This is a genomic window from Roseovarius litoreus (assembly GCF_900142765.1).
Lineage (GTDB): Bacteria > Pseudomonadota > Alphaproteobacteria > Rhodobacterales > Rhodobacteraceae > Roseovarius > Roseovarius litoreus.
In genome coordinates this window covers 1-20,950 of the sequence record NZ_FRCB01000012.1, presented here as the reverse complement: position 1 = coordinate 20,950, position 20,950 = coordinate 1, and the positions used below count along the sequence as shown (strand labels likewise).

Annotated in this window: 21 protein-coding genes and 1 tRNA gene; 10 read left to right on the top strand and 12 right to left on the bottom strand. The window is 64.0% G+C overall.

Annotated features, from left to right (window positions below; translation table 11 throughout):
• Positions 1-21: 21 nt before the first annotated feature.
• From nspC to F3H35_RS17190, 3 genes are all read left to right on the top strand, one after another.
• A complete protein-coding gene (nspC, locus tag F3H35_RS17200; protein WP_149780774.1) occupies positions 22-1,191 on the top strand; it encodes a carboxynorspermidine decarboxylase in 1,170 nt (389 codons plus the stop codon).
• A complete protein-coding gene (speB, locus tag F3H35_RS17195) occupies positions 1,188-2,033 on the top strand; it encodes an agmatinase (RefSeq protein WP_149780773.1) in 846 nt (281 codons plus the stop codon). The genes nspC and speB overlap by 4 nt, the downstream gene beginning before the upstream one ends.
• 97 nt (positions 2,034-2,130) lie before the next feature.
• Complete coding sequence (locus tag F3H35_RS17190; RefSeq protein WP_223228459.1) at positions 2,131-2,745, top strand: rhomboid family intramembrane serine protease; 615 nt, start codon at positions 2,131-2,133, stop codon at positions 2,743-2,745.
• A 27-nt stretch (positions 2,746-2,772) separates the two neighbouring features.
• On the opposite strand, the gene F3H35_RS18950 is transcribed toward F3H35_RS17190, so the two are convergent.
• Positions 2,773-2,937 (bottom strand): hypothetical protein, encoded by a 165-nt coding sequence (locus F3H35_RS18950; protein ID WP_188130019.1) that lies wholly within the window; start codon positions 2,935-2,937, stop codon positions 2,773-2,775.
• 414 nt (positions 2,938-3,351) lie between these two features.
• On the opposite strand from F3H35_RS18950, the gene map reads away from it, so the two are divergent.
• Entirely contained in the window at positions 3,352-4,194 is an 843-nt protein-coding gene (gene map / locus F3H35_RS17185) for a type I methionyl aminopeptidase (protein ID WP_149780771.1), read from the top strand.
• Between the two features lie 42 nt (positions 4,195-4,236).
• Here the strand turns inward: map and F3H35_RS17180 are convergent, their stop codons facing one another.
• From F3H35_RS17180 to F3H35_RS17160, 5 genes are all read right to left on the bottom strand, one after another.
• On the bottom strand, positions 4,237-5,277 hold the full coding sequence (locus tag F3H35_RS17180) for a LysM peptidoglycan-binding domain-containing protein (protein WP_149780770.1): 1,041 nt from the start codon (positions 5,275-5,277) through the stop codon (positions 4,237-4,239).
• Between the two features lie 32 nt (positions 5,278-5,309).
• The gene (locus F3H35_RS17175) at positions 5,310-6,389 is read right to left on the bottom strand and encodes a transporter substrate-binding domain-containing protein (RefSeq protein ID WP_149780769.1); all 1,080 of its coding nucleotides are present in this window, start codon (positions 6,387-6,389) and stop codon (positions 5,310-5,312) included.
• Positions 6,390-6,480: 91 nt separating this feature from the next.
• A complete protein-coding gene (locus F3H35_RS17170; protein ID WP_149780768.1) occupies positions 6,481-7,278 on the bottom strand; it encodes a hypothetical protein in 798 nt (265 codons plus the stop codon).
• Positions 7,279-7,596: 318 nt separating this feature from the next.
• A tRNA-Ala gene (locus tag F3H35_RS17165) sits at positions 7,597-7,672 on the bottom strand.
• 88 nt (positions 7,673-7,760) lie between these two features.
• Positions 7,761-8,087, bottom strand: a complete 327-nt coding sequence (locus F3H35_RS17160; RefSeq protein ID WP_149780767.1) for a TIGR02300 family protein — start codon at positions 8,085-8,087, stop codon at positions 7,761-7,763.
• A gap of 116 nt (positions 8,088-8,203) precedes the next feature.
• Between F3H35_RS17160 and F3H35_RS17155 the strand changes: the two genes are divergently transcribed.
• Genes F3H35_RS17155 through F3H35_RS17145 form a run of 3 tightly spaced genes read left to right on the top strand, consistent with a single transcriptional unit; the run spans position 8,204 to position 10,759 of the window.
• The gene (locus F3H35_RS17155) at positions 8,204-8,896 is read left to right on the top strand and encodes a M48 family metallopeptidase (RefSeq protein WP_149780766.1); all 693 of its coding nucleotides are present in this window, start codon (positions 8,204-8,206) and stop codon (positions 8,894-8,896) included.
• A 47-nt stretch (positions 8,897-8,943) separates the two neighbouring features.
• Positions 8,944-9,591 (top strand): GntR family transcriptional regulator, encoded by a 648-nt coding sequence (locus F3H35_RS17150; RefSeq protein WP_007811390.1) that lies wholly within the window; start codon positions 8,944-8,946, stop codon positions 9,589-9,591.
• Positions 9,592-9,595: 4 nt separating this feature from the next.
• Positions 9,596-10,759, top strand: a complete 1,164-nt coding sequence (locus F3H35_RS17145; protein ID WP_149780765.1) for a cation:proton antiporter — start codon at positions 9,596-9,598, stop codon at positions 10,757-10,759.
• A gap of 131 nt (positions 10,760-10,890) precedes the next feature.
• Here F3H35_RS17145 and F3H35_RS17140 read toward each other — a convergent pair whose 3' ends face one another.
• The 6 genes from F3H35_RS17140 to F3H35_RS17115 form a co-directional block, all read right to left on the bottom strand.
• Positions 10,891-11,853 (bottom strand): acetyl-CoA carboxylase carboxyltransferase subunit alpha, encoded by a 963-nt coding sequence (locus F3H35_RS17140; RefSeq protein WP_149780764.1) that lies wholly within the window; start codon positions 11,851-11,853, stop codon positions 10,891-10,893.
• Positions 11,854-11,908: 55 nt separating this feature from the next.
• Positions 11,909-12,538, bottom strand: a complete 630-nt coding sequence (locus F3H35_RS17135) for a hypothetical protein (protein ID WP_149780763.1) — start codon at positions 12,536-12,538, stop codon at positions 11,909-11,911.
• A 24-nt stretch (positions 12,539-12,562) separates the two neighbouring features.
• Positions 12,563-13,165, bottom strand: a complete 603-nt coding sequence (locus tag F3H35_RS17130) for a LysE family translocator (protein ID WP_149780762.1) — start codon at positions 13,163-13,165, stop codon at positions 12,563-12,565.
• A 119-nt stretch (positions 13,166-13,284) separates the two neighbouring features.
• Positions 13,285-14,550, bottom strand: a complete 1,266-nt coding sequence (locus F3H35_RS17125) for an ABC transporter permease (protein WP_149780761.1) — start codon at positions 14,548-14,550, stop codon at positions 13,285-13,287.
• A complete protein-coding gene (locus F3H35_RS17120; protein ID WP_149780760.1) occupies positions 14,547-15,356 on the bottom strand; it encodes a taurine ABC transporter ATP-binding protein in 810 nt (269 codons plus the stop codon). Before F3H35_RS17120 ends, F3H35_RS17125 begins: the two co-directional genes overlap by 4 nt.
• A 79-nt stretch (positions 15,357-15,435) precedes the next feature.
• Positions 15,436-16,434, bottom strand: a complete 999-nt coding sequence (locus F3H35_RS17115; RefSeq protein ID WP_149780759.1) for a taurine ABC transporter substrate-binding protein — start codon at positions 16,432-16,434, stop codon at positions 15,436-15,438.
• A gap of 406 nt (positions 16,435-16,840) precedes the next feature.
• On the opposite strand from F3H35_RS17115, the gene F3H35_RS17110 reads away from it, so the two are divergent.
• The 3 genes from F3H35_RS17110 (at position 16,841) to pdxR (ending at position 20,747) form a co-directional block, all read left to right on the top strand.
• A complete protein-coding gene (locus F3H35_RS17110) occupies positions 16,841-18,223 on the top strand; it encodes an aminotransferase family protein (protein ID WP_149780835.1) in 1,383 nt (460 codons plus the stop codon).
• Between the two features lie 185 nt (positions 18,224-18,408).
• Positions 18,409-19,011 (top strand): HupE/UreJ family protein, encoded by a 603-nt coding sequence (locus tag F3H35_RS17105; RefSeq protein ID WP_149780758.1) that lies wholly within the window; start codon positions 18,409-18,411, stop codon positions 19,009-19,011.
• 272 nt (positions 19,012-19,283) lie between these two features.
• Entirely contained in the window at positions 19,284-20,747 is a 1,464-nt protein-coding gene (gene pdxR / locus F3H35_RS17100) for a MocR-like pyridoxine biosynthesis transcription factor PdxR (RefSeq protein WP_149780757.1), read from the top strand.
• Positions 20,748-20,950: the final 203 nt, after the last annotated feature.

The window sequence follows — 20,950 nt, the reverse complement described above, 5'->3', positions numbered from 1 at the left end:
CAGTCAAAAGGGGCAGACGGCATGACGCAGATGATGCAGACACAGGCGGGCGACGCTGGCGCGTTCCGCCAGTTCGATCTGATGCGGGTGCCGTCGCCCTGTTTCGTGGTCGACGAGGTCGCGATCGAGGCCAATCTCAAGGTGCTTGCCGATGTGGGCGAGCGGTCGGGCGCACGGATGCTGAGTGCGCTCAAGGCGTTTTCCATGTTCTCGCTGGCGCCGCTGGTGCGCTCTTATCTGTCAGGCACCTGTGCCAGCGGGCTTTTTGAGGCACGGCTGGGGCGCGAGGAATATGGCGGCGAGGTCACCACCTTTTCCACCGGCTACAAACCCTCGGAAATCGACGAGATCATCCGGCTGAGCGATCATCTGGTCTTCAACAGCCCCGCCCAGAAAGACAGGTTCGGGCCGCGCGCGGCGGCGGCAGGCGTGTCCGTGGGTCTGCGGATCAACCCCCAGCATTCCGAAGGCGAGGTGCCGAAATACGATCCCTGCCAGCCCTGTTCGCGGCTTGGCTTTCCGGTGACGCAACTGGATGCCGCAGCCCTTGAAGGGGTCGAGGGGCTGCATATGCATACCCTGTGCGAACAGGGGTTCGAGCCTCTGGCGCGCACATGGGCCGCGGTCGAGCCGCTGATCGCGCCCTATCTGGGTCAGCTGAAATGGATCAACCTTGGCGGCGGGCATCACATCACCCGCGACGATTACGACCGCGAGGCTCTGATCGCGTTCATTCGCGATTTGCGCACGCGTCATGGGGTCGAGGTCTATCTGGAACCGGGCGAGGCCGTGGCGCTTGATGCGGGAATCCTTGTGGGCGAAATCCTTGATACGTTCCACAACACCATGCCCATCGCGATCACCGATATTTCCGCGACCTGCCATATGCCGGATGTCATCGAAGCCCCGTACCGTCCCGCCCTTCTGGACGAGGCGGATGCCGGACAGACCTACAGGCTGGGCGGGCCGTCTTGCCTCGCGGGGGATATCATCGGCGATTACACATGGGCCATTCCGCTCGAGATCGGGCAGCGTTTTGCGTTTCTCGATCAGGCGCATTACTCGATGGTCAAGACCAACACCTTCAACGGTGTGCCCCTGCCCGCCATCGCCCTCTGGAACAGCCGGACCGACGATCTGCGCATCGTGCGGGAATTCGGATATCAGGACTTCAAGGAGCGCCTGTCATGAGCGTTTTTCTGGACAGCGAACTGACCGAAGCCGAACGTGGCGATGATGCGCGCTTTCGCGTGATCCCCGTGCCGCTTGAGCGTACGGTGTCGTATGGTTCGGGCACGGCGGGTGGTCCCGAAGCGATCATCGCCGCCTCGAACGAACTGGAACGGATCTGCGCCGGGCAGGAACCTTGCGCCGCCGGTATCGTGACCGAAGCCCCGCTGGATTGCCAAGGTTCATTGCCCGAAGTGATGGAACGGCTGGCCCGACAGACCGAGGCGGCGGTGCGCGCAGGACAGATCCCGGTGACCCTTGGGGGTGAACATTCGCTGACGTATGGCGCGGTGATGGGCGTGATGCGCGCGCTGGATCGTCCGGTTGGGATCGTGCAGATCGACGCCCATGCCGATCTGCGCGTGGCTTATGAGGGCGAGCCGCATTCGCACGCATCGGTCATGCATCTGCTGTCCGAAAAGGGCGTGCGGCTGGCGCAATTCGGCGTGCGCGCGCTGTGCCGTCAGGAAGAGGAAAGCCGGGCACGGAACGGCGTGTTTTTCCGCGATGCCGAAGAGTTGGTGACCGATCGCATCCACCGGATCACCCTGCCCGATGACTTCCCCGATCTCGTCTATGTGTCGTTCGATGTCGATGGGCTGGACCCGTCGCAGATGCCCGCGACCGGCACGCCCGTTCCCGGTGGATTGGACTATTACCAGTCGCTCCATCTGGTCGAAAGCGCGCTGCAGGGCCGGACATGCGTGGGCTTCGACGTGGTCGAGCTGGCACCGGACGGAAACGCGGCCTGGGATTTCACCGCGGCACAAATCGTCTATCGCCTGATGGCGGCCTGCGTCTGATCCGGCGCAAAACCCGTTTCACCCGGCGCCCAAAGGCACTATGACAGGGCCGATGAACACTCCCTTCACACACCAGCCCCCTCGGCGCGCGCCCGGCATGGCCCCCGGTGCCCCCGGTTATCTCTGGGGGCTTGTCGGCGTGATGGCGGTGATCGAGGCGCTGCTCGGTCTGTCGGATGCCGGCTACCTGCTGCCCGAGGGGTTGCGCTGGTCGGCCTTTGCGCTTGGCGCCTTCTGGCAGCCGCTGCTCTCGGGGCAGGTCGCGCCGATTTACCCCGGACAAACCGTGGTGATGTTTATCAGCTACGCCTTCCTTCATGGCGGTCTGGCGCATCTCGCGTTGAACAGCGTCGTGCTTCTGGCGCTTGGCAAGCTGGCCACGGTTCGGATCGGCATGAAACGCACGCTCGCCGTTCTGGCGCTATCGGCCGTGGGCGGCGCCCTGGCCTTTGGCCTGCTCTCGACAGGCGGCGTGCCGATGATCGGCGCATCGGGCGCGGTCTTTGGCCTTCTGGGCCTGTGGCAGGCATGGGATTACCGGATGCGCAAGCGGATGGGACAGCCGCTCAAGCCGGTCCTGACCACCATTCTGGCGCTGATTGTCGCCAATGTGGTGTTTTTCGTGATCCTGAGCGGCGGGCTGGCATGGGAGGCACATCTGGGCGGCTGGCTGGTGGGCTGGATCGCCGGTCAGAGTTTCGCCCGGTCCTGAAGACACCTAAGCGCGAAAACGCCCGGTTCAGCCGCCGCTTTGGGACGCGGCCTCGGCCAGAACGGTGCCAAGAAGCTCGGCCATGGCCAGAACTTCGCCGCCCACGGTCGAGGCTGCTGCAATCGCCAGAACGCCACAGAACGCCGTCAGAGCGGCCCATTCAGCGGCAGTATCTCCTGAATTCGACTGCATGATCATACCTCGGTTCGGGTCGGACTTGACCTGACCATCCCCTTTGTTCCATCGCACCGGATCGGCGACAAAAAGACCCGCCTTCTGGAGGGGAAAAGCGGGCCTTTTGCCTGTGTTCCGAACAATCCAACTGCAGGGGTTGTCCGGATCCGTACAATCGAAGTGCCAGGGGTCGGTCACTCTGCCACCTTAGGTAGCAAGAACTGGTTGGGCCGTCCCGCTGTAAGAAGTTTCCACTTATTATCCTTCGATAAACCGGGCGCGCTTTTGTAAGCCGCGCGCACCTTGGCGCGCTCCTGCGGCAGTCATGAAAGCCGGGCGCCGCACCGGCGGCGCGTGCCATGGCGGCCCACATCACAGTTTGTCGCCGCCCCTCTGGCCCTTTGGATAAAAAAACCATACATATCCGTCATTATGGTGAATTTCTGGAAGAGCGTCGTGAAGGACAAGCACAACGGAAGGCTGACCCGCGATGGAATACGCCTGCATGAAGCGGCGGATTTCGCGGGGATGCACAAGGCGGGCGCGCTGGCCGCGCGCATTCTCGACGAGGTGGCGGATCAGGTCTATCCCGGCCAGACCACGGGCGAGATCGACAAGATGATCGAACAGAAGGTGATCGACGCGGGCGCGACTTCGGCGACGATCGGTTACAAGGGGTATCAGCACGCCAGCTGCATCAGCGTCAATCACGTGGTCTGTCACGGCATTCCCGGCGACAAGAAGCTCAAGGACGGCGACATCCTGAATATCGACGTGACCGTGATCGTCGATGGCTGGTACGGCGATACCAGCCGGATGTTCGTGGCGGGCACCCTGTCGCGCAAGGCCGAGCGGCTGCTCCAGATCACCCACGATTCGCTCATGATCGGCATCGAGGCGGTCAAGCCCGGCAACACCTTCGGCGATATCGGTCACGCGATCCAGAGTTTCGTCGAAGGTCACCGGATGTCGGTGGTGCGGGATTTCTGCGGTCACGGTCTGGGTCGCGTGTTCCATGCGCCGCCCAACGTGCTGCATTACGGGCGTCCCGGCACCGGCCCGATGCTCGAGGAAGGCATGTTTTTCACCATCGAGCCGATGGTCAATCTGGGCCGTCCGGAAACCAAGGTTCTGGCCGATGACTGGACAGCGGTGACACGTGACAAATCGCTCTCGGCACAGTTCGAGCATTCGGTCGGCGTGACGGCGGATGGCTGCGAGATCTTTACCCTGTCTCCCGGGGGCCTGTTCCACCCGACGTGGAAAACGGCCTGAGACCGGCCCGACCGCGCAAGCCCCACCTCTGAGGCGATCGCATCAGAACTGCGATGTCAGCAACGCCAGATGCCGCGAGACGATCTCTTCGTAGCGGCCCTCCTGCTTGAGGCGCGCGATCCCCGCGTTCAGCCGGTAAAGATGCGTCGTCCCCCGCCAGTGGCTTTTCGAGATGATCACATGCAACCCGACCAGCGATACGGGCCGCTCCAGCGGCACGATCTGTTCGCGCCACCCGTTTTCCAGCAGCGCACTGCCGCCGACAAACAGATCGACGGAAACCGCATCGACCTCACCCGCCAGCACCTTGTCGAAACAGCCCGTCACATCGGGCGCGGTCACAAGGGTGATCTTGCCATCAGCGATCCAACGACGGCCCGCTTCGTCAAGGTCATGGGTGAACACCCCCTCGGGCCGACAGAGCGACTTGCCATGCAGATCGGCATCGGTCTCGAAGGCAAACTGACGGTCCGCGCGCACGAACAGCATCATCGGCACATCCATCAGCGGATCGGAAAAATGAAACCCCCGGCACAGACGGTTCTCGGGCATGGCCGCGCAATCGGGCCGTGCATAGGGAACGCCCATATCGAAGGTCACCTGGGCCAGCAGGTCGATCTGCTCCGCGCGGTCCGTGCTGATCGACACCGCATGACTGACCGGCGACGGGGACTGGTCCAGCGCGGTGGTCACCAGCTCGGGAAAGAGCCCCATCTGCGGCAGGTTGCGCCCCACGAAAGGTGCAAGATCACCGATCGCCAGAACGTTGATATCGGCGTTCTGCCGCTCTGGCGGCGCCTCTTCCACAGGCTTGCCCGCGGGGGTGGCCTCAGGACAGGGGACATAGAGCGTCCTGCCGGGGATCACGGTCGCCCCGGCAAGCTGCGCGGTATTCGCCTCATAGAGCGTGGCCCAATGCGACCGGTCCCCATAGTGAAACTCGGCTATGCTGAACAGCGTATCGCCGGGCTGCGCCTTGTACTCGACATCGCACAGGGCGGCGGCCATCTGCGCGCTCAGGCATAGCGCCACAAAGGGGGCGAGCAGCCGCCCTGGCCAGTGGATCGGTATCGCGTGGATCATGCCCGCTCCTTTCACGGTGACAACGCGCGCTATCAGAGGTTCGCCCAGATGCGCGTCATGTGGTCTTCCACGATCGTCTGATAAAGACCGTCCTCGCGGATGCCGCGCAGACCGGTGTTGATCAGGTCAAGCAGCTCTTCGGCCTGCGGATGGGTCTTGTGGACAAAGACGTGAATTCCGACGATCGACAGGGGACGCGGCAAAACGGTGATCCGGTCCTCGTAGCCCAGATCCTTCATCGCCGCGCGCCCGATGAATTCGGACAGCGACAGAAAATCCGCCTCGCCCTCGGCCACCATGCGGAAACAGTCCGCAACGGTCTGGGGCGTCACCAGCTTGACCTTGTCATCCAGAATCCAGCGCCGTCCCTCGCCGTCCAGATCGAAGGTCAGAAAGCCGACAGGCCGACAGATCGTCTTGCCGATGATATCATCGTCCGAGTCGAAGCGGATCGGATTGGCCTTGTTGGCAAAGACCAGCATCAGCGTCTCGAACATCGACTCGGATGCAAGAAAATCGCGGCAGCGCATGATATCGGGCGTCAGGTCGCAATCCGGCAGATACCAAGGAAAGCCCATATCCAGCAGGGCGTTCGACAAAAGCGGATCGAAATGCGACCCCCAGTCATTCACCCAATGGATCGCAAAGCCCTGGCTGGGATTTGCCTTGCGCATCGCTTGATCCACGATATCGGTAATCAGTCCCCCATTGTGCCAGTCCTTGTCGGTGAAGGGGGCATAATCGCCCCCCGTCAGCAGGTTGATCCGGTTTCTGACCGCCGCCGTACCCGGCTGGACCGTCACCGGGGTGACCACGCTGGTATCCACCGCCGCCACCTCTCGCCCGCCCTCGAGCCCGACGGGCAACCCGTCGATACAGGTCAGGTTCAGCCTCATGCCCACGGCAATCGCATTCGGGCTTTGGCCGATGGCGGCGATATTGTCGCGATGGATCACACTCCACATCCCGGCATTCTTGTAGAGCCGGTCGGCGATCACCGACAGGCTGTCACCGGGCTGCACGGTATATGTGCCGCCACAGGTTTGCGCATCGGCACGCCCCCCGGCCGATAGGATGAAAGCAAAAAGGAAAAGAGACAGAACATACTTCATGGGCTTACTCGACTATTCGCGCAACGGCAGCGCCTTCGGGGTGAGAGGTGAACGGGCGGACGGACAGCACTGGGCCAAGGACCAGCGCTGCTCAACCGCCCGCAAAAAGCGCGATGACGGTTTTCGTATCGACCGTGCCATCCGGCTTTATCAAACCGGGTGGCACCGTGATCTCGCCGCGCTGATGCGCCAGATTGAGCAGCCGGTCGATATACGCATCCGATTGGCCCTGTGAGATCGCCTCTGCCACCATGCGGTAAAGCCGATTGTTCTCGGCCATCCTGGCGGCGGCGTCCGGCGCTGCGGGTTGCGCGGCTGATGCGCCCGGGCTGCGCAAAGCGGCAAGGGCGGTCTGTGCGAACTGGCTGACGACATCGGTCTCGGCGGGCATGACCGGGGCGGCGCTTGGCGTGGTCTCGGGCGCGGCACGGGCCAACGCCTCCTCGGGGGGCGTCTGCGCGGTGGCGGCAACCGGATTTTGCGTGGGCATCGGCGCCGGCGAGGCCTCGGGCACAGAGGCCGATGCCGTTTGCGCCGTGTTGCGATCACCGGTCACGGTCAGAGCCAATGCACCGCTGACCACCAGCAGAACCGCCGCAGCCGCACCCAGCGCCAGCCTGCGTTGCTGGTCCGGCTCGGGCGCAAGCGCCAGAAGGGGCGCAAACCGCTGGCCCAGGCGCAGACCGACCCGACGCTTGGACTTGTCCGCACGTGTTTGACTGTCCGTTTCCGCCCGTGCAACCGACGCGTCCACCGGCTCCGACCGGGCCGGGAAAAGGGGCGTGGAGGGTTCAGGCGCCTTGCCCTCCTCATGCCCCATGACCGCCGAGCGGTCCACAAACGGGATATCCGCGCCCGGCAGGCTTTCGGCCACAACCCGTTTTCGCACTATGGCGGATTTGTTGACTGTCAGTGGCTTGCGGGCCTCCGCAGACCTCTGCACTTGGGCCATATCACACACCCCCAATATCACTCGTATGAAATCAAAGCAGCAATCACAGGCTACCTGATCCCAAGCTTTCGTCAACCAAAAGCGGCAAGAAAATCCCACGATCTAGTGGTTGTTGGCCACTTTATGGACACAAGTTGTGTGCCCCGGCCGATTTTCGGGGTCATTGGCATTCCAAGCGCCACCTGTGCCACGCAGGCGCGTGAATGCCCGCGGACTTCGCAGAGCTTCGGTCAGTGTCTGTCGAATAGGGGGGTTTGGTGGAGCCTAGGGGGATCGAACCCCTGACCTCTTGCATGCCATGCAAGCGCTCTCCCAGCTGAGCTAAGGCCCCATAGAAACAAGCCGTTCCCGGCCCGTCGTCGCCGCTATCTAGGCAAAGCGGCAGGCGGGATCAAGTGGAAAATCCCGCCCTTTCGCAATCAGTTGTCGTTGTCGTCACTCGACACATCGGCGATGTCGTCCAACGACACATTGTCGTCATCGTCGTCATCATCCAGAACATCGTCGCCGAGATCGACATCGACGTCATCATCATCCAGCACCGATGCATCGTCATCGACATCCGTGGCCTTCAGCTTCTTCGTTTCGGCGTCTTCGTCATCTGCCGTGATCGACCGGCTCTTGCCGGAATTGATCTCGACGACCTCGCCCGTATACGGGCTGACAATGGGGTTCTTGTTCAGGTCATAGAACCGCTTGCCGGTTGTCGGGCAAAGTCGCTTGACGCCCCATTCTTCCTTGGGCATGGGCAATCCCCTTCAAATCTTTCTGTCTTGTCGACGGTCTGCGCCACCTGCCATAACGCGGGGGAGGTGTCAAAGCCTTTAAGCAACCCCGCGCATCGCGCCGACCACGAGGGCATATGGGCCACCACATCCTGCCGGGCAACCCCCCTGTGGAGCTGATCCTGCGCCGTTCCCCTCGGGCGCGGCGGATTTCGCTGCGCGTGTCGCGGCTTGACGGGCGGGTGACCCTGACCCTGCCGCGTGGCGTGCGCGAGGGCGAGGCGCTGGATTTCGCCCGCACCAAGGAAAGCTGGCTGCGCGCGCAACTGGCCACACAACCCGACAGCATCTCCGTCTCCGAAGGCGTGTGCCTGCCCGTCGAAGGCCAGCCCCGGCTGATCCAGCGCGGCCTGGGCAAGCGAATCGTGCTCGACGCCCAAAGCATCACATTGCCCGGCCCGCCCGAGCATATGCCCGCCCGCCTCCAGGCCTGGCTCAAGACGCTTGCGCGCGAGCGTCTGGCGCAGGCCTCGGACCGCCATGCGCAGGCCCTGGGCCGGCCCTATGCGCGGCTCAGCCTGCGTGACACGCGGTCCCGGTGGGGCTCCTGCACCTCTGCCGGGGGGCTGATGTATTCCTGGCGGCTGGTAATGGCCCCGCCCGTGGTGCTCGATTATGTCGCCGCCCACGAGGTGGCGCATCTCGCCGAGATGAACCACTCGCCCGCCTTCTGGGCCGTGGTGGCGCGGCTCTGCCCCGGATACCACGCGCCGCGCCAGTGGTTGCGCCAGCATGGCACCGATCTGCACCGCTACCGTTTCGACGGCTGAGCGTTTCAGCGATTGACCCGGGCGCCGCTTGTGATCACAAATAGGGCATGTTGCTCAATCCGCGCCCAGATCCCGCCCCATCCGCCCATGACCGCGTCTATCGCGGCCTGCGCAGCCGCATCATGCATGGCGAACTGGCCCCCGGCCTCTCGCTCACCCTGCGTGGCATCGGCGCGGAATTCGACGTCTCGATGACGCCCGCACGCGAAGCCGTGCGCCGCCTCTCGGCCGAAGGCGCGCTGACCATTTCCAGCTCGGGCCGTGTCACCACCCCCGAACTCAGCAACGAGCGGATCGAGGAACTGGCCGCGCTCCGCGCCCTGCTCGAGGTGGAGCTGGCCAGCCGTGCCTTGCCGCGCGCCCATATCGCCCTGATCGAGCGGCTGCAAAGCATCAACTCCCGCATTGCCGACGATATCGCCCGGCAGGACGCGGTCGGCTATATCCGTCGCAATCTCGAATTCCACCGCACGCTCTATCTGCGCGCCCAGGCGCCCGCCATGCTGGCCATGGCCGAAACCGTCTGGCTGCAGCTTGGGCCGACCATGCGTGCGCTCTATGGCCGGCTCAGCCGCAAGGACCCGCCGCATTACCACCGGCTCATCATCAGCGCGCTCAAGGCCGGGGACGAACCGGGGCTGCGCCTCGCGGTGCGCTCGGATGTGACCCAGGGCCTCAGGATGCTGGTGGCCTGATCCGATGGATCTGCCCGTCCTGCTCATCTCGCTCGGGGCGCTCTTTCTGACAGGGCTTGCCGCGGATGCCTTCGGGCGCCGTACCCGCTTGCCTCGGGTCACCGTGCTTCTGGCCTGCGGCGTTGCCGTCGGCAGCGCCGGGTTCGATCTCATCCCTTCGGAAATTCAGGCGCTTTACGAGTTTCTGTCCGTCACAGCCCTGACCATGGTGGCCTTCGTGCTCGGCAGTTCGCTCACCCGCAAGGCGCTCGCCCGGCATGGGCGCCCGATCCTGTGGATTTCCCTGATGACCGTGCTCGGCACCGTGGTGGTGGTGACACTGGGCCTCTGGCTCGCCGGCCTGCCACTCGCCGCGGCCCTTCTTCTGGCGGCGATCGCCACCGCCACCGATCCCGCCGCCACGCAGGACGCGATCCGCCAAAGCGGCGCGCGCGGCCCCTTCGTGGACGAGCTCAAGGGCATCGTCGCCATCGATGACGCCTGGGGCCTCATCGTCTTTTCGCTGGCCGTCGTTTTGGCGCTCGGGCTGACCGGAACCATGAGCCTGCACATGCTGGGCGATGCCGCCTGGGAGATCGGCGGCGCGCTCGCCATCGGGGCCGCGATCGGCCTGCCCTCGTCTTATCTCACCGGACGGCTCCGCAAGGGCGAGCCGATGCTGACCGAGGCGCTCGGGATCGTCTTTCTGGTCGCCGGGCTGTCGATCTGGGCCGAGGTGTCCTTTCTTCTGGCCGGCATCACCACAGGCTGCGTGATCGCCAACACGGCCCGCCACCACGGGCGCGCCTTCCACGAGATCGAACATATCCAATGGCCGTTCATGATCCTGTTCTTCCTGCTGGCCGGCGCCTCGCTCAAGCCCGACCAACTGGCCGAAGCAGGGCTGATCGGGCTGGCCTATGTGATCCTGCGCATCCTCGCGCGCCTCTTCGGTGGCTGGCTCGGGGCCAGCCTCGCCGACGCTCCGCGCGCCCATCGCCCCTGGTATGGCGCAGCCCTTCTGCCGCAGGCGGGTGTCGCCGTGGGCATGGCGCTGGTGGCCGGGCGCGAATTTCCGCAATGGGCCGACATGATCCTCGGGCTGACCATCGCCACAACGGTCATCTTCGAACTGATCGGCCCGGTCGCCACCCTGATCGCCATCCGCAAGGCGCAAGCCCCCCGCTGATGCCGCCCAAGGCTGCGTGTTTCTTCTGGCTGAAAATATCCCGGGGGAGTCGTTGAAATCCTCCAAGGATTTCAACGGCGGGGGCTGGCCCCCTGCGCCCTATGCCACCCTTGCACCGCATGTCATCGCGCTTACGCGGCCAGACCCTTGCTGCCGATGTTCAGGAATTTCTCGCGGCGGTGCCTGATCAGCGCCTCGCGGTCCTTGCCGTCCAGATCGGCCAGCATCCCCGCAATCGCCTTGCCGACCGCCGCGATCGTTGCCTCGCGGCCCCGATGCGCGCCGCCCAGCGGCTCGTCGATCACCCGGTCCGCCACGCCCAGCTTCAAAAGGTCCTGCGCGGTCAGGCGCAACGCCTCGGCGGCCTCGCGCATCTTCTCGGCGTCCTTCCACAGGATCGAGGCACAGCCCTCCGGGCTGATCACCGAATAGATCGAATGCTGCAGCATCGCCAGACGGTTCGCCGTGGCAAAGGCCACGGCCCCGCCCGATCCGCCCTCGCCGATAATGACGCTGACCAGCGGCACCCCGATCTGCAGGCATTTTTCCGTGGCGCGGGCGATCGCCTCGGACTGGCCGCGCTCCTCGGCGCCCTTGCCGGGATAGGCGCCGGGCGTGTCGACCAGCGTGACCACCGGCAGTCCGAACTTGTCGGCCATTTCCATCAGCCGGATCGCCTTGCGATAGCCTTCGGGCCGCGCCATGCCGAAATTGCGCTCGATCCGGCTTTTCGTGTCATTGCCCTTCTCATGGCCGATCACCATGACCGGGCGATCATTCAGCCTCGCCAGCCCGCCCATCACGGCGTGATCGTCGGCGAAATTCCGGTCCCCCGCCAGCGGCGTGTATTCGGTGAACAGCGCTTCGATGTAATCGCGGCAATGCGGGCGGTCAGGGTGGCGCGCGACCTGGCATTTCCGCCAGGGCGTCAGATCCTTGTAAAGATCGCGCAGCATCGCCTCGGCCTTGCGGTCCAGCGCCCCGGCCTCATCCTCGACATCCATATCCTCGTTGGCGCGCGCCATCGCGCGCAGCTCTTCCGCCTTGCCTTCGATCTCGGCCAGAGGCTTTTCGAAGTCGAGGTAATTGGTCATCGCTCACTCCCGGATTGCCGTGGCGTTATATGACCCTCCGCGCGAGGATTTGCAATCACCTCGCCGCCAGCGCGCAGGCCAATGCCAATTCCGGTGAGGCCAGAACCGGGATCCCCAGATCCGCCAGAAGCCCCGCCGCCCCCGCCATCGAGCCTTGCGCCAGCACCACGGCGCCCAGACCCGGGATGTCGCGCACCGCATCGCGCACGCCCCCGGCGATCGCGGCCTCGAAGGCGGTGCGCTCTCCGGCCTCGAATAGCGGCCAGAACTGCGTCAGCGCCAGCAGATGCACATCGCGCCCCTGCCCCGCCCCCTTACCCGCCTCGTCCAGCGCGCGGTGGAGCAGCGCAAGGCTTGGCTCCAGCGTGCTCTCAAGCGTGTAGACCATGAGAACATCGCCCCCCGACCGGGCCGCTTCCTGCATCATCGGCCAGTCCACGCGCAGCGCCCCCGCCGCCTCGGCGGCCGGTCCTATGGTCGTGCAGGTGCACAGCACCGCGCCTGTCGCGCCCGCCACGGCCTGCGCGATCTCTGCGGCCACGTCATCCGGCACCCCCGCCTGCGACCGCGCCAGCCAATCCGGGCGCACCACATGCCGCAGCGTCTCTCCCGGCGCGATCCTGTCGCGCAGCGCATCGAACGCCCGCTGGTGGAGTTCCGCCGTGTGCAGCAGCGTCAGCGTCATGGCCCCGTCTCCCTCGATCCGAAATCACCCCTGTCCGGGCCATAGCACGGGAATCAGCGTCGCCACCAGCAGCCCCGCCATCACCCGGTTGAACAGCCGCAGCTTTGCCGGGCTGTTCAGCAGGCGGCGCATTTGCTGGCCCAGCACCGTCCAGCTTGTCGTGCTGACCGTCGACACCGCCACATAGGTGCCCGCGACCCACAGAACCGCCGCCAGATCCCGGCTCGTCGCGTACAGCGTGATCGCCGACAACGCCATGGACCACGCCTTGGGATTGACCCATTGAAATGCCGCCGATTGCACGAAGGTCAGCGGGCGCCCCTCGGACCTCGCTTCTTTCGGCGGCGCTGCATTGGCGATCTTCCACGCCAGATACAGCAGATACGCCACGCTCAGCACCTTGAGGATCAGGTAACTCGGCGGCCACAGGTCGAACAGCTGCATGACGCCGATGCCCACAAGGAACACCATCGACGGAAAGCCCAGACCGATGCCCAGCATATGCGGTACCGAGCGGCGGAACCCGAAATTGGCCCCCGACGCCATCAGCATGAGGTTGTTCGGCCCCGGCGTGATGACCGTGACAAAGGCAAAGGCGACAAGGGCGGTGAGCAATTCAAGCGACATTGCGCACCCTTACGCCGCATGGCTCACGGCCCGCAACAGCGCTCTTGCGCCTCGGCCGTGCGCGCCGCCCTGCAAGACAGGCGTTCACGCCTGGCGCGCACATGCCTCCGGCCCCGGGATCAGACCCGGCCTTTCCACGGCACAAGCCATTTCTCGGCCTTGCGCATAAGGATATCGATGCCATAGCCGATCACCCCGATCAGGATGATCCCCATCAGCACGATATCGGTGAGCTGGAACCGCGAGGCGACCATGATCATCATGCCCGCGCCCTTTTCGGCGGCCACCAGTTCGGCAGCCACAACCGTGCCCCAGCAGACCCCCATCGCGACGCGTGCGCCGGTAAAGATCTCGGGCAGGCTGTTGGGCATGATGACATACCGCATCAACTGCCACTTGCTCGCCCCCAGCGAATAGGCCGCGTGCACCTTGGAAATCGCCACGCCCGACACGCCCGCGCGGGCCGCGATGGTCATGATCCACAAGGCCGCAAGGAACAGCAGGATGATCTTGCCGGTCTCGCCGATCCCCGCCCAGATGATCACCAGCGGGATCAGGGCCAGCGGCGGCACCGGGCGCATGAATTCCACGATCGGATCGAACCAGCCCCGGAACCAGTCGCTCAGCCCCATGGCATAGCCCAGCGGAATGCCCACGAGCGCGCCAAAGAAGAAGCCCACGATCACCCGCACAAGCGACCAGTAGAGATGCTCCCAAAGGGTGAAGTTCTGATAGCCTTGGCTTGCGATCTCGCCGACGCGCGCCACAACCGCCTCGGGCGCGGGCAGCCAGATCGGCTCCATCTGCATCCCCTTGGACGGGCTGAAATTCAACGCGCCCTTCGAGGTGACGACAACGGTGCCGTCGGCCACCTCTACCGCGCCCCCTTGGTCGACAGGCTGGCCATCGATCGCCACAACGCGCGCGCCGTCGCTGCGGCTCACCTCGTCATTCTTGTCCATCAACAGCAGTTCCGACCGCCATGCCCCCACAACAATCGAATCGTTCTTGGCAAAGCCGTCACCCGGATCGACTTCGGGCGCCGAGACCTCTTCTCCGACCTTGAACACCTGCGCATAGACCGTCGCGTCGTCGCGCGTGCCGTCGGGCGCTTCCAGCGTATAGGTGAACTGCGTCTCGCCCACAAAGGGGCCGGGCGCATGGATCGGCACCCATTTGCTGCCCGTGAACGCCCCCCACAGAAGAAAGATCGTCACCACCGAAATGACACTGGCCCAGCGGTCCGGGCGCACGGCGCTCTCGTCACCGAATGTCACCGTCTTGAGCGAGGTGAAATCGCTTCGCGTCATCGCTCCGCGCAGCACCTTGCGCACCACAAAGAAAGACAGGGCGAAAACCGCGACATATATGATGAGCAGGATCATCCGGCAGTCTCCTCGGTGCGGCCCATGATCTCTTCTTCCATGTCCCAGATCATCGACAGGATTTCTTCGCGTTTCTGGGCGAACTCGGGGTTCTTCTTGACCTCGCGCAGATCGCGCCCGACCCCGTCATCGGCGAAAGGCAGGCGGTATTCGCGATGGATGCGGCCCGGACGCGGCGCCATGACCAGCAGCCGCTCGCCCAGCAAAAGCGCCTCTTCGACCGAATGGGTGATCAGGATGATCGTCTTGCCGGTCTCTTTCCAAAGCTTGAGGACCAGCCCTTGCATCTTTTCCCGCGTCAGCGCGTCCAGCGCGCCAAGCGGCTCGTCCATCAGGATCACGTCCGGGTCATTGGCAAGGCAACGCGCCAGTGCGACCCGCTGCTGCATGCCCCCCGACAGCTCGTAAACCGCCTTGTCCTTGAAATCCTTCAGCCCCACCACCTCGAGCAGGTGATCGACATTGCCCATGTAATCCGATTTCGAGCGACCGGCCATGCGCGGCCCGAAGCTCACATTGTCGCGCACGCTCATCCACTCGAACAGCGCGCCCTGCTGAAAGACCATGCCGCGTTCCGCGTCCGGCCCCTTGACCTGATGATCGTCCAGCATGATGCGCCCTTCGGTCGGCGCCAAAAATCCGGCAAGGATGTTGAGCAGCGTGGTCTTGCCACAGCCCGACGGGCCAAGAACGCTCATCAACTCGCCGCTCTGCAATTCAAGCGTCACGTCCTTGAGAGCCTGCACATGGCTCCCGTTCGGCAGATCGAAACGCATCGAGACGTTTTCGATGGATAGCGTCGACATCCCGCCCCCGTTCTTTGAAAATTTGAAAGACTGCGGGTCCGGACGGCAACCGCCCGGACCCGCGTCGAAAGCTGCGTGATTACATGCCCTGCGCTTGCTGAAGCGGGCCTGTGTTCACGTTGTTTTCATAGGTTTCCAGCGCTGCGTCGATGCTGCCGGCTTCCACGAAGACGTCCGCGACGCCCTTCATGAACTCCTGCGCGCCGCCACCCAGCCACTTGGCCGTCAGCTGCTCGTCGACCGACGGGAACACGAAGGTGTCGATGGTCGCCGCAGTGGCCTCGAGGTCCATACCGCTGTCCTTGGCGATCACGGGCAGCATCTCGTCCCGGTTGGCCGGGTCCGCCCACATCGCGTTGGCATCGCCCGTCACCTTCAGGAAGGCCGCGACCACATCGGGGTTTTCCGCGATGAACGAGGACGGTCCGCTGGTGACGTCGAACACCAGAATGCCCAGCTCTTCCTTCTCGGCGCCGGTCAGCAGCACGTTGCCGTGCTCCTTGGCGCGGCGCAGGCTTCCGCCCCAGCCGCAGAACATGTCGACCGCTCCCTGTGCGATCGCGGCGGCACCCTCGGGCGGCGCCATGTTGACCACGTCGAGCGATGCGACATCGACGCCGAAATGGTTCATCTGCTTGAGGAAACCGTAATGCGCCGCGGTGCCCAGCGGCACGGCGACCTTCTTGCCCGCCAGTTCGGCGGCATTGGTCTTGTCGATCTCGAGCGCCTCGGCCACGACGCAGTTGTCGTTGTCCGAATAGGACACGGCCACGTCGACGATCTGAAGATCCTGACCCGCGCTCGTGGCCACCACGAAGGGCGGCACGCCCTGGCTCACCGACAGCTGCACATCGCCCGAGGCCATCGCGGCACTCATCGCGGTGCCGGTGTCGAAGGCGCGCCAGTTGACGGTCATGCCCATCTCTTTGTCATAGGTGCCCATCACCTTGGCGTACTGGAACGGCATCGGCCATTCGAGGAAGTAGCCAACCGTGATCTCTTCGGCGCTCGCAGCTGTCGCTCCAGCCAGCATCGCCGAGCCGGCCACCGCTGCCATCAGTCTGGTCTTGAGTGTCATGTTTCGTCATCTCCCGTTGGTTTTCGTTTTTCTTTTCTATCCGCTGTGCCGCCTGACGGCGGCCATGCGACCATGATCCGTGTCACAGACGCCGGACCAGTATATCGCAGTGCATCCCGATCCGACCCGATAATGGGATTCCGTTCAACGGTTTTATGCAGCCAAAAGCGCTATTTCAGGTTTTCGGAAACTGTCATCCTGCCAAGTTGGACGGAAATTCAGCGAAAATTCTCATATTGATTCCCATGCACTTTCATCAAGCGTCATTTTTGGCAATAATCAAAGGCTCGAACTGGCCCTATCCGTAACCCGGGATTCGGGGCTGTAGTGATGGCCATGAACACGACTGGCCCCGGCATCGTGCCTTTTGCGATACGCCGGACCCAACCCGATGGAGAACCCCATGATGGACGGAACACTGCCGAACGACATCGCCAAAATCGTCGAGGCCGACCGCGCCCATGTCTGGCATCACCTGATGCAGCACAAGACCTTCGAGACCGGCGAGCCGCGCATCATCGTCGAGGGCCGCGGCATGCGCGTCTGGGACCAGCACGGCAAGGAACATATCGACGGCGTCTCGGGCGGCGTCTGGACCGTCAATGTCGGCTATGGCCGCGAGCGCATCGCCAATGCCGTGCGTGACCAGCTCATCAAGCTGAACTATTTCGCCGGCTCCGCAGGCTCGATCCCCGGCGCTCTGTTCTCGGAAAAGCTGATCTCGAAAATGCCCGGCATGAGCCGCGTCTACTACACCAATTCCGGCTCCGAGGCGAACGAGAAAGCCTTCAAGATGGTCCGCCAGATCGCCCACAAGCGCTATGGCGGCAAGAAGTACAAGATCCTCTACCGCGACCGCGATTACCACGGCTCCACCTTGGGCACGATGTCCTGCGGCGGTCAGGACGAGCGCAACGCCCAGTATGGCCCCTTCGCCCCCGGCTTCGTGCGCGTGCCGCACTGCCTTGAATACCGCGCGCAATGGGATCTCACCGGCGAGGATTACGGCATCCGCGCCGCCGACGCCATCGAAGAGGTGATCCTCGCCGAAGGCCCCGATACCGTCGGCGCGCTCTGCCTCGAGCCGGTCACCGCAGGTGGCGGCGTCATCACGCCTCCGCCCGGCTACTGGCCCCGCGTGCAGGAGATCTGCCGCAAATACGACATCCTGCTGCATATCGACGAGGTCGTCTGCGGCATCGGGCGCACCGGCACATGGTTCGGCTACCAGCATTACGGCGTCGAGCCCGATTTCGTGACCATGGCCAAGGGCGTCGCCTCGGGCTATGCCGCGATCGCCTGCTGCGTGACCAACGAGAAGGTGTTCGACATGTTCAAGGAGGACATGACCGACCCGCTCGATTACTTCCGTGACATCTCGACCTTCGGGGGCTGCACCGCAGGCCCGGCAGCGGCGCTCGAAAACATGGCCATCATCGAAGAAGAGGATCTTCTGGCCAACACCGTGGCCATGGGCGACTACATGATCGACCAGCTGCGCGCGCTTCAGGACAAGCATGCCGTGATCGGCCAGGTGCGCGGCAAGGGGCTGTTCCTCGGCGCCGAACTGGTCGCCGACCGCAGCACCAAGGAACCGGTGCCCGAAAAGCAGGCTCAGGCCGTCGTCGCCGACTGCATGGCGCAAGGCGTGGTGATCGGCGTGACCAACCGCTCGATCCCCGGCTTCAACAACACGCTGTGCTACTCGCCCGCTCTGATCGCCACCAAAAGCGATATCGACCAGATCGTCGAGGCAACCGACAAGGCACTCACCAAAGTCTTCGGCTGACCGGCACAGCCGGTCACGCCACCTCTTCCCTACTCCCCGGCGCGTTACACCGCCGGGGCTTTTTGTTGGGCGGTGCCTTGCCCCTTGGGCATTTGCCTCGCGCCTTGCATTCTCACCGGGCAGGTGCTGTCCTGATTCAAGGCGCGACTCATCCCGAGGCGCCGGCTGACCCATCAAGGAGCCACATGACCCCGCGTATCCTGCTTTCCGCCCCGCTCTTGGCCACAGTCACGGCCACGCTCTTGGCCGCCACACCCGCTGCAGCACATCTGCCACCGGGTGAATACGGCTCATTCTTGGCCGGCGTGACCCATCCGCTTTTCGGCCTTGATCATGTGCTCGCCATGATCGCCGTAGGCCTTTGGGCCGCACAGATCGGCGGGCGCGCCATCTGGCAGGTGCCCTCGGCATTCGTGAGCGCCATGCTGATCGGGTTCGGACTGGCCCTTGCCGGTCTGCCTTTGCCCTTCGTGGAACCGATGATCCTTGCGTCGATCATCCTGCTGGGGGTGGTGGTTGCGCTGGCGCTTCGCCCGGCAACTGGCTGGGCCATGGCGGCTGTCGCCGTCTTGGCGCTGTTTCACGGGCACGCCCATGGTGGCGAACTCGGCAGCGCGGCGGCGATGCAGTTCGGCGCAGGGTTCGCACTGGCCACCGCCGGTCTTCACGCGGTCGGGCTGGTGATCGCCCTTCTTTTTGCTCGCGCCCTGCAAAACGGGTCCGGGCTGTTGGTCCGCGTCCTTGGCGGCATGACCAGCCTTGCGGGCGCCGTCATCGCCTTGGGCTGATCCGCCAGATCCGGGCGCGATCCGGGGAAAGTTTCGTACCAAACACCGGCCAAACAGGACGGACCCTTGCGTTCGCCCTGTTAACCCCGGCCTTTTGCGGTGCCGATACCGACGCGATACCGACGTTATACCGACGCGATGCCGAAGCGGGTTTTTCGTTGTTAATCAAATCGATATCACCGATTCGCGGCTTGTATCCGGATGCAGCCGGTCGCGATCCCGCTCGACCAGACCAGATTGCCAGCGCGATAAGTCCAGTATAATCTGCCTCCATGGCAATCTCGGTCGAAACCTTTTTCCTCAATCCCAACGCCGAAGGCACGCTTCAGGCGCAGATTCAGCAGATGATCGCCGAGGGCATCCTCTCGGGCCGATTCCGCAAGGGTGAAAAGCTGCCAAGCTCCCGCAAACTGGCCAGGCATCTCGGTGTCAGCCGGATCACCGTGACCCTCGCCTATACCGAACTGCAGGCCAGCGAGTATCTCGAATCGCGCGACCGCTCGGGCTATTTCGTGTCCGACAATGCGCCCGAGCCGCCACAATTCGATGCCCGTCATGTCGGTGGCGATACCATCGACTGGTCGCGCGCCCTTGGCCGGCGCTACACCGGCGGCAGCACGCCCGAAAAGCCGCAGGACTGGTCGCGCTACCGCTATCCCTTCATCTACGGTCAGACCGATCCGACGCTGTTCGATCATGCGAACTGGCGGCATTGTGCGCTGCAAGCCCTTGGACAAAAGGACTTTCAGGCGCTGACCACCGATTATTACGATCAGGACGACCCCAAGCTGATCGAATTCATCCTGCGCCATACCCTGCCGCGGCGCGGCATCCTCGCCCAGCCCGACGAGGTGCTGGTGACCATGGGGGCGCAGAACGCGCTCTGGCTCACCGCGCAGGTTCTGCTGACACAGCGCCGCACCGCCGCCATCGAAGAGCCGTGCTACCATGCGCTGCGCGATATCCTGACCCAGTCGCGCTGTTATCTGGCCTCTGTCGATGTGGATCGTGACGGGTTGCCGCCCGCCGATCTGCCCGCCCATGCCGATGTGATCTTCACCACGCCCAGCCATCAGGCGCCCACCAATGCGACCATGCCGATGGACCGGCGGCGCGCCCTTCTGGACAAGGCCCGCGAGATGGACGCCCTGATCGTCGAAGACGACTACGAGTTCGAAATCTCGTTCCTGCGCTCGCCGCTTCCAGCGCTCAAATCCCTCGATACCGATGGTCGGGTGATCTATGTGGGCAGTTTTTCCAAGTCGATCTTTCCCGGGCTTCGGCTTGGCTATCTTGTCGGCTCGCGCCAGTTCATCCGTGAATGCCGGGCGCTGCGCGCCAGCGTGCTGCGCCATCCCCCCGGCCATATTCAGCGCACGGCGGCCTATTTTCTCAGCCTCGGGCATTACGACAGCCTGATCCGGCGCATGGGTCAGGTCTTCGCCCGTCGCCGCAAGGTCATGGAAGAGGCGCTTGGCCAGCACGGCCTCGATGTCGAGGGGCGTGGCGTGTTCGGCGGCTCGTCGATCTGGATGCGCGCGCCCGAAGGTGTGAACACCGAAGAGCTGGACGCCCGCCTGCGGGCCCGCTCCGTCCTGATCGAGCCGGGACGGCCTTTTTTTCGTGGCCCGAACGCCCCTCAGGATTACTACCGGCTGGCCTATTCCTCGATCCCGTCCGAGCGGATTCCCGAAGGGATCGCCATTCTGGCCGAAGAGTTGGCGCAGCTTCGCTGACTGGCATTATCGCAGCGCCAATTCTGGCCCTACTGCCAAATCCCCCCCCGGCCTAGTTTCCGCCCACGCCGGACCCCCGGCCCCGTCTCATGTGCAGGAGAAATACCGATGAAGATGACGACCGAAGAGGCCTTTGTCAAAACCCTTCAACGCCACGGGATCGAGCATGCGTTCGGGATCATCGGGTCGGCGATGATGCCGAT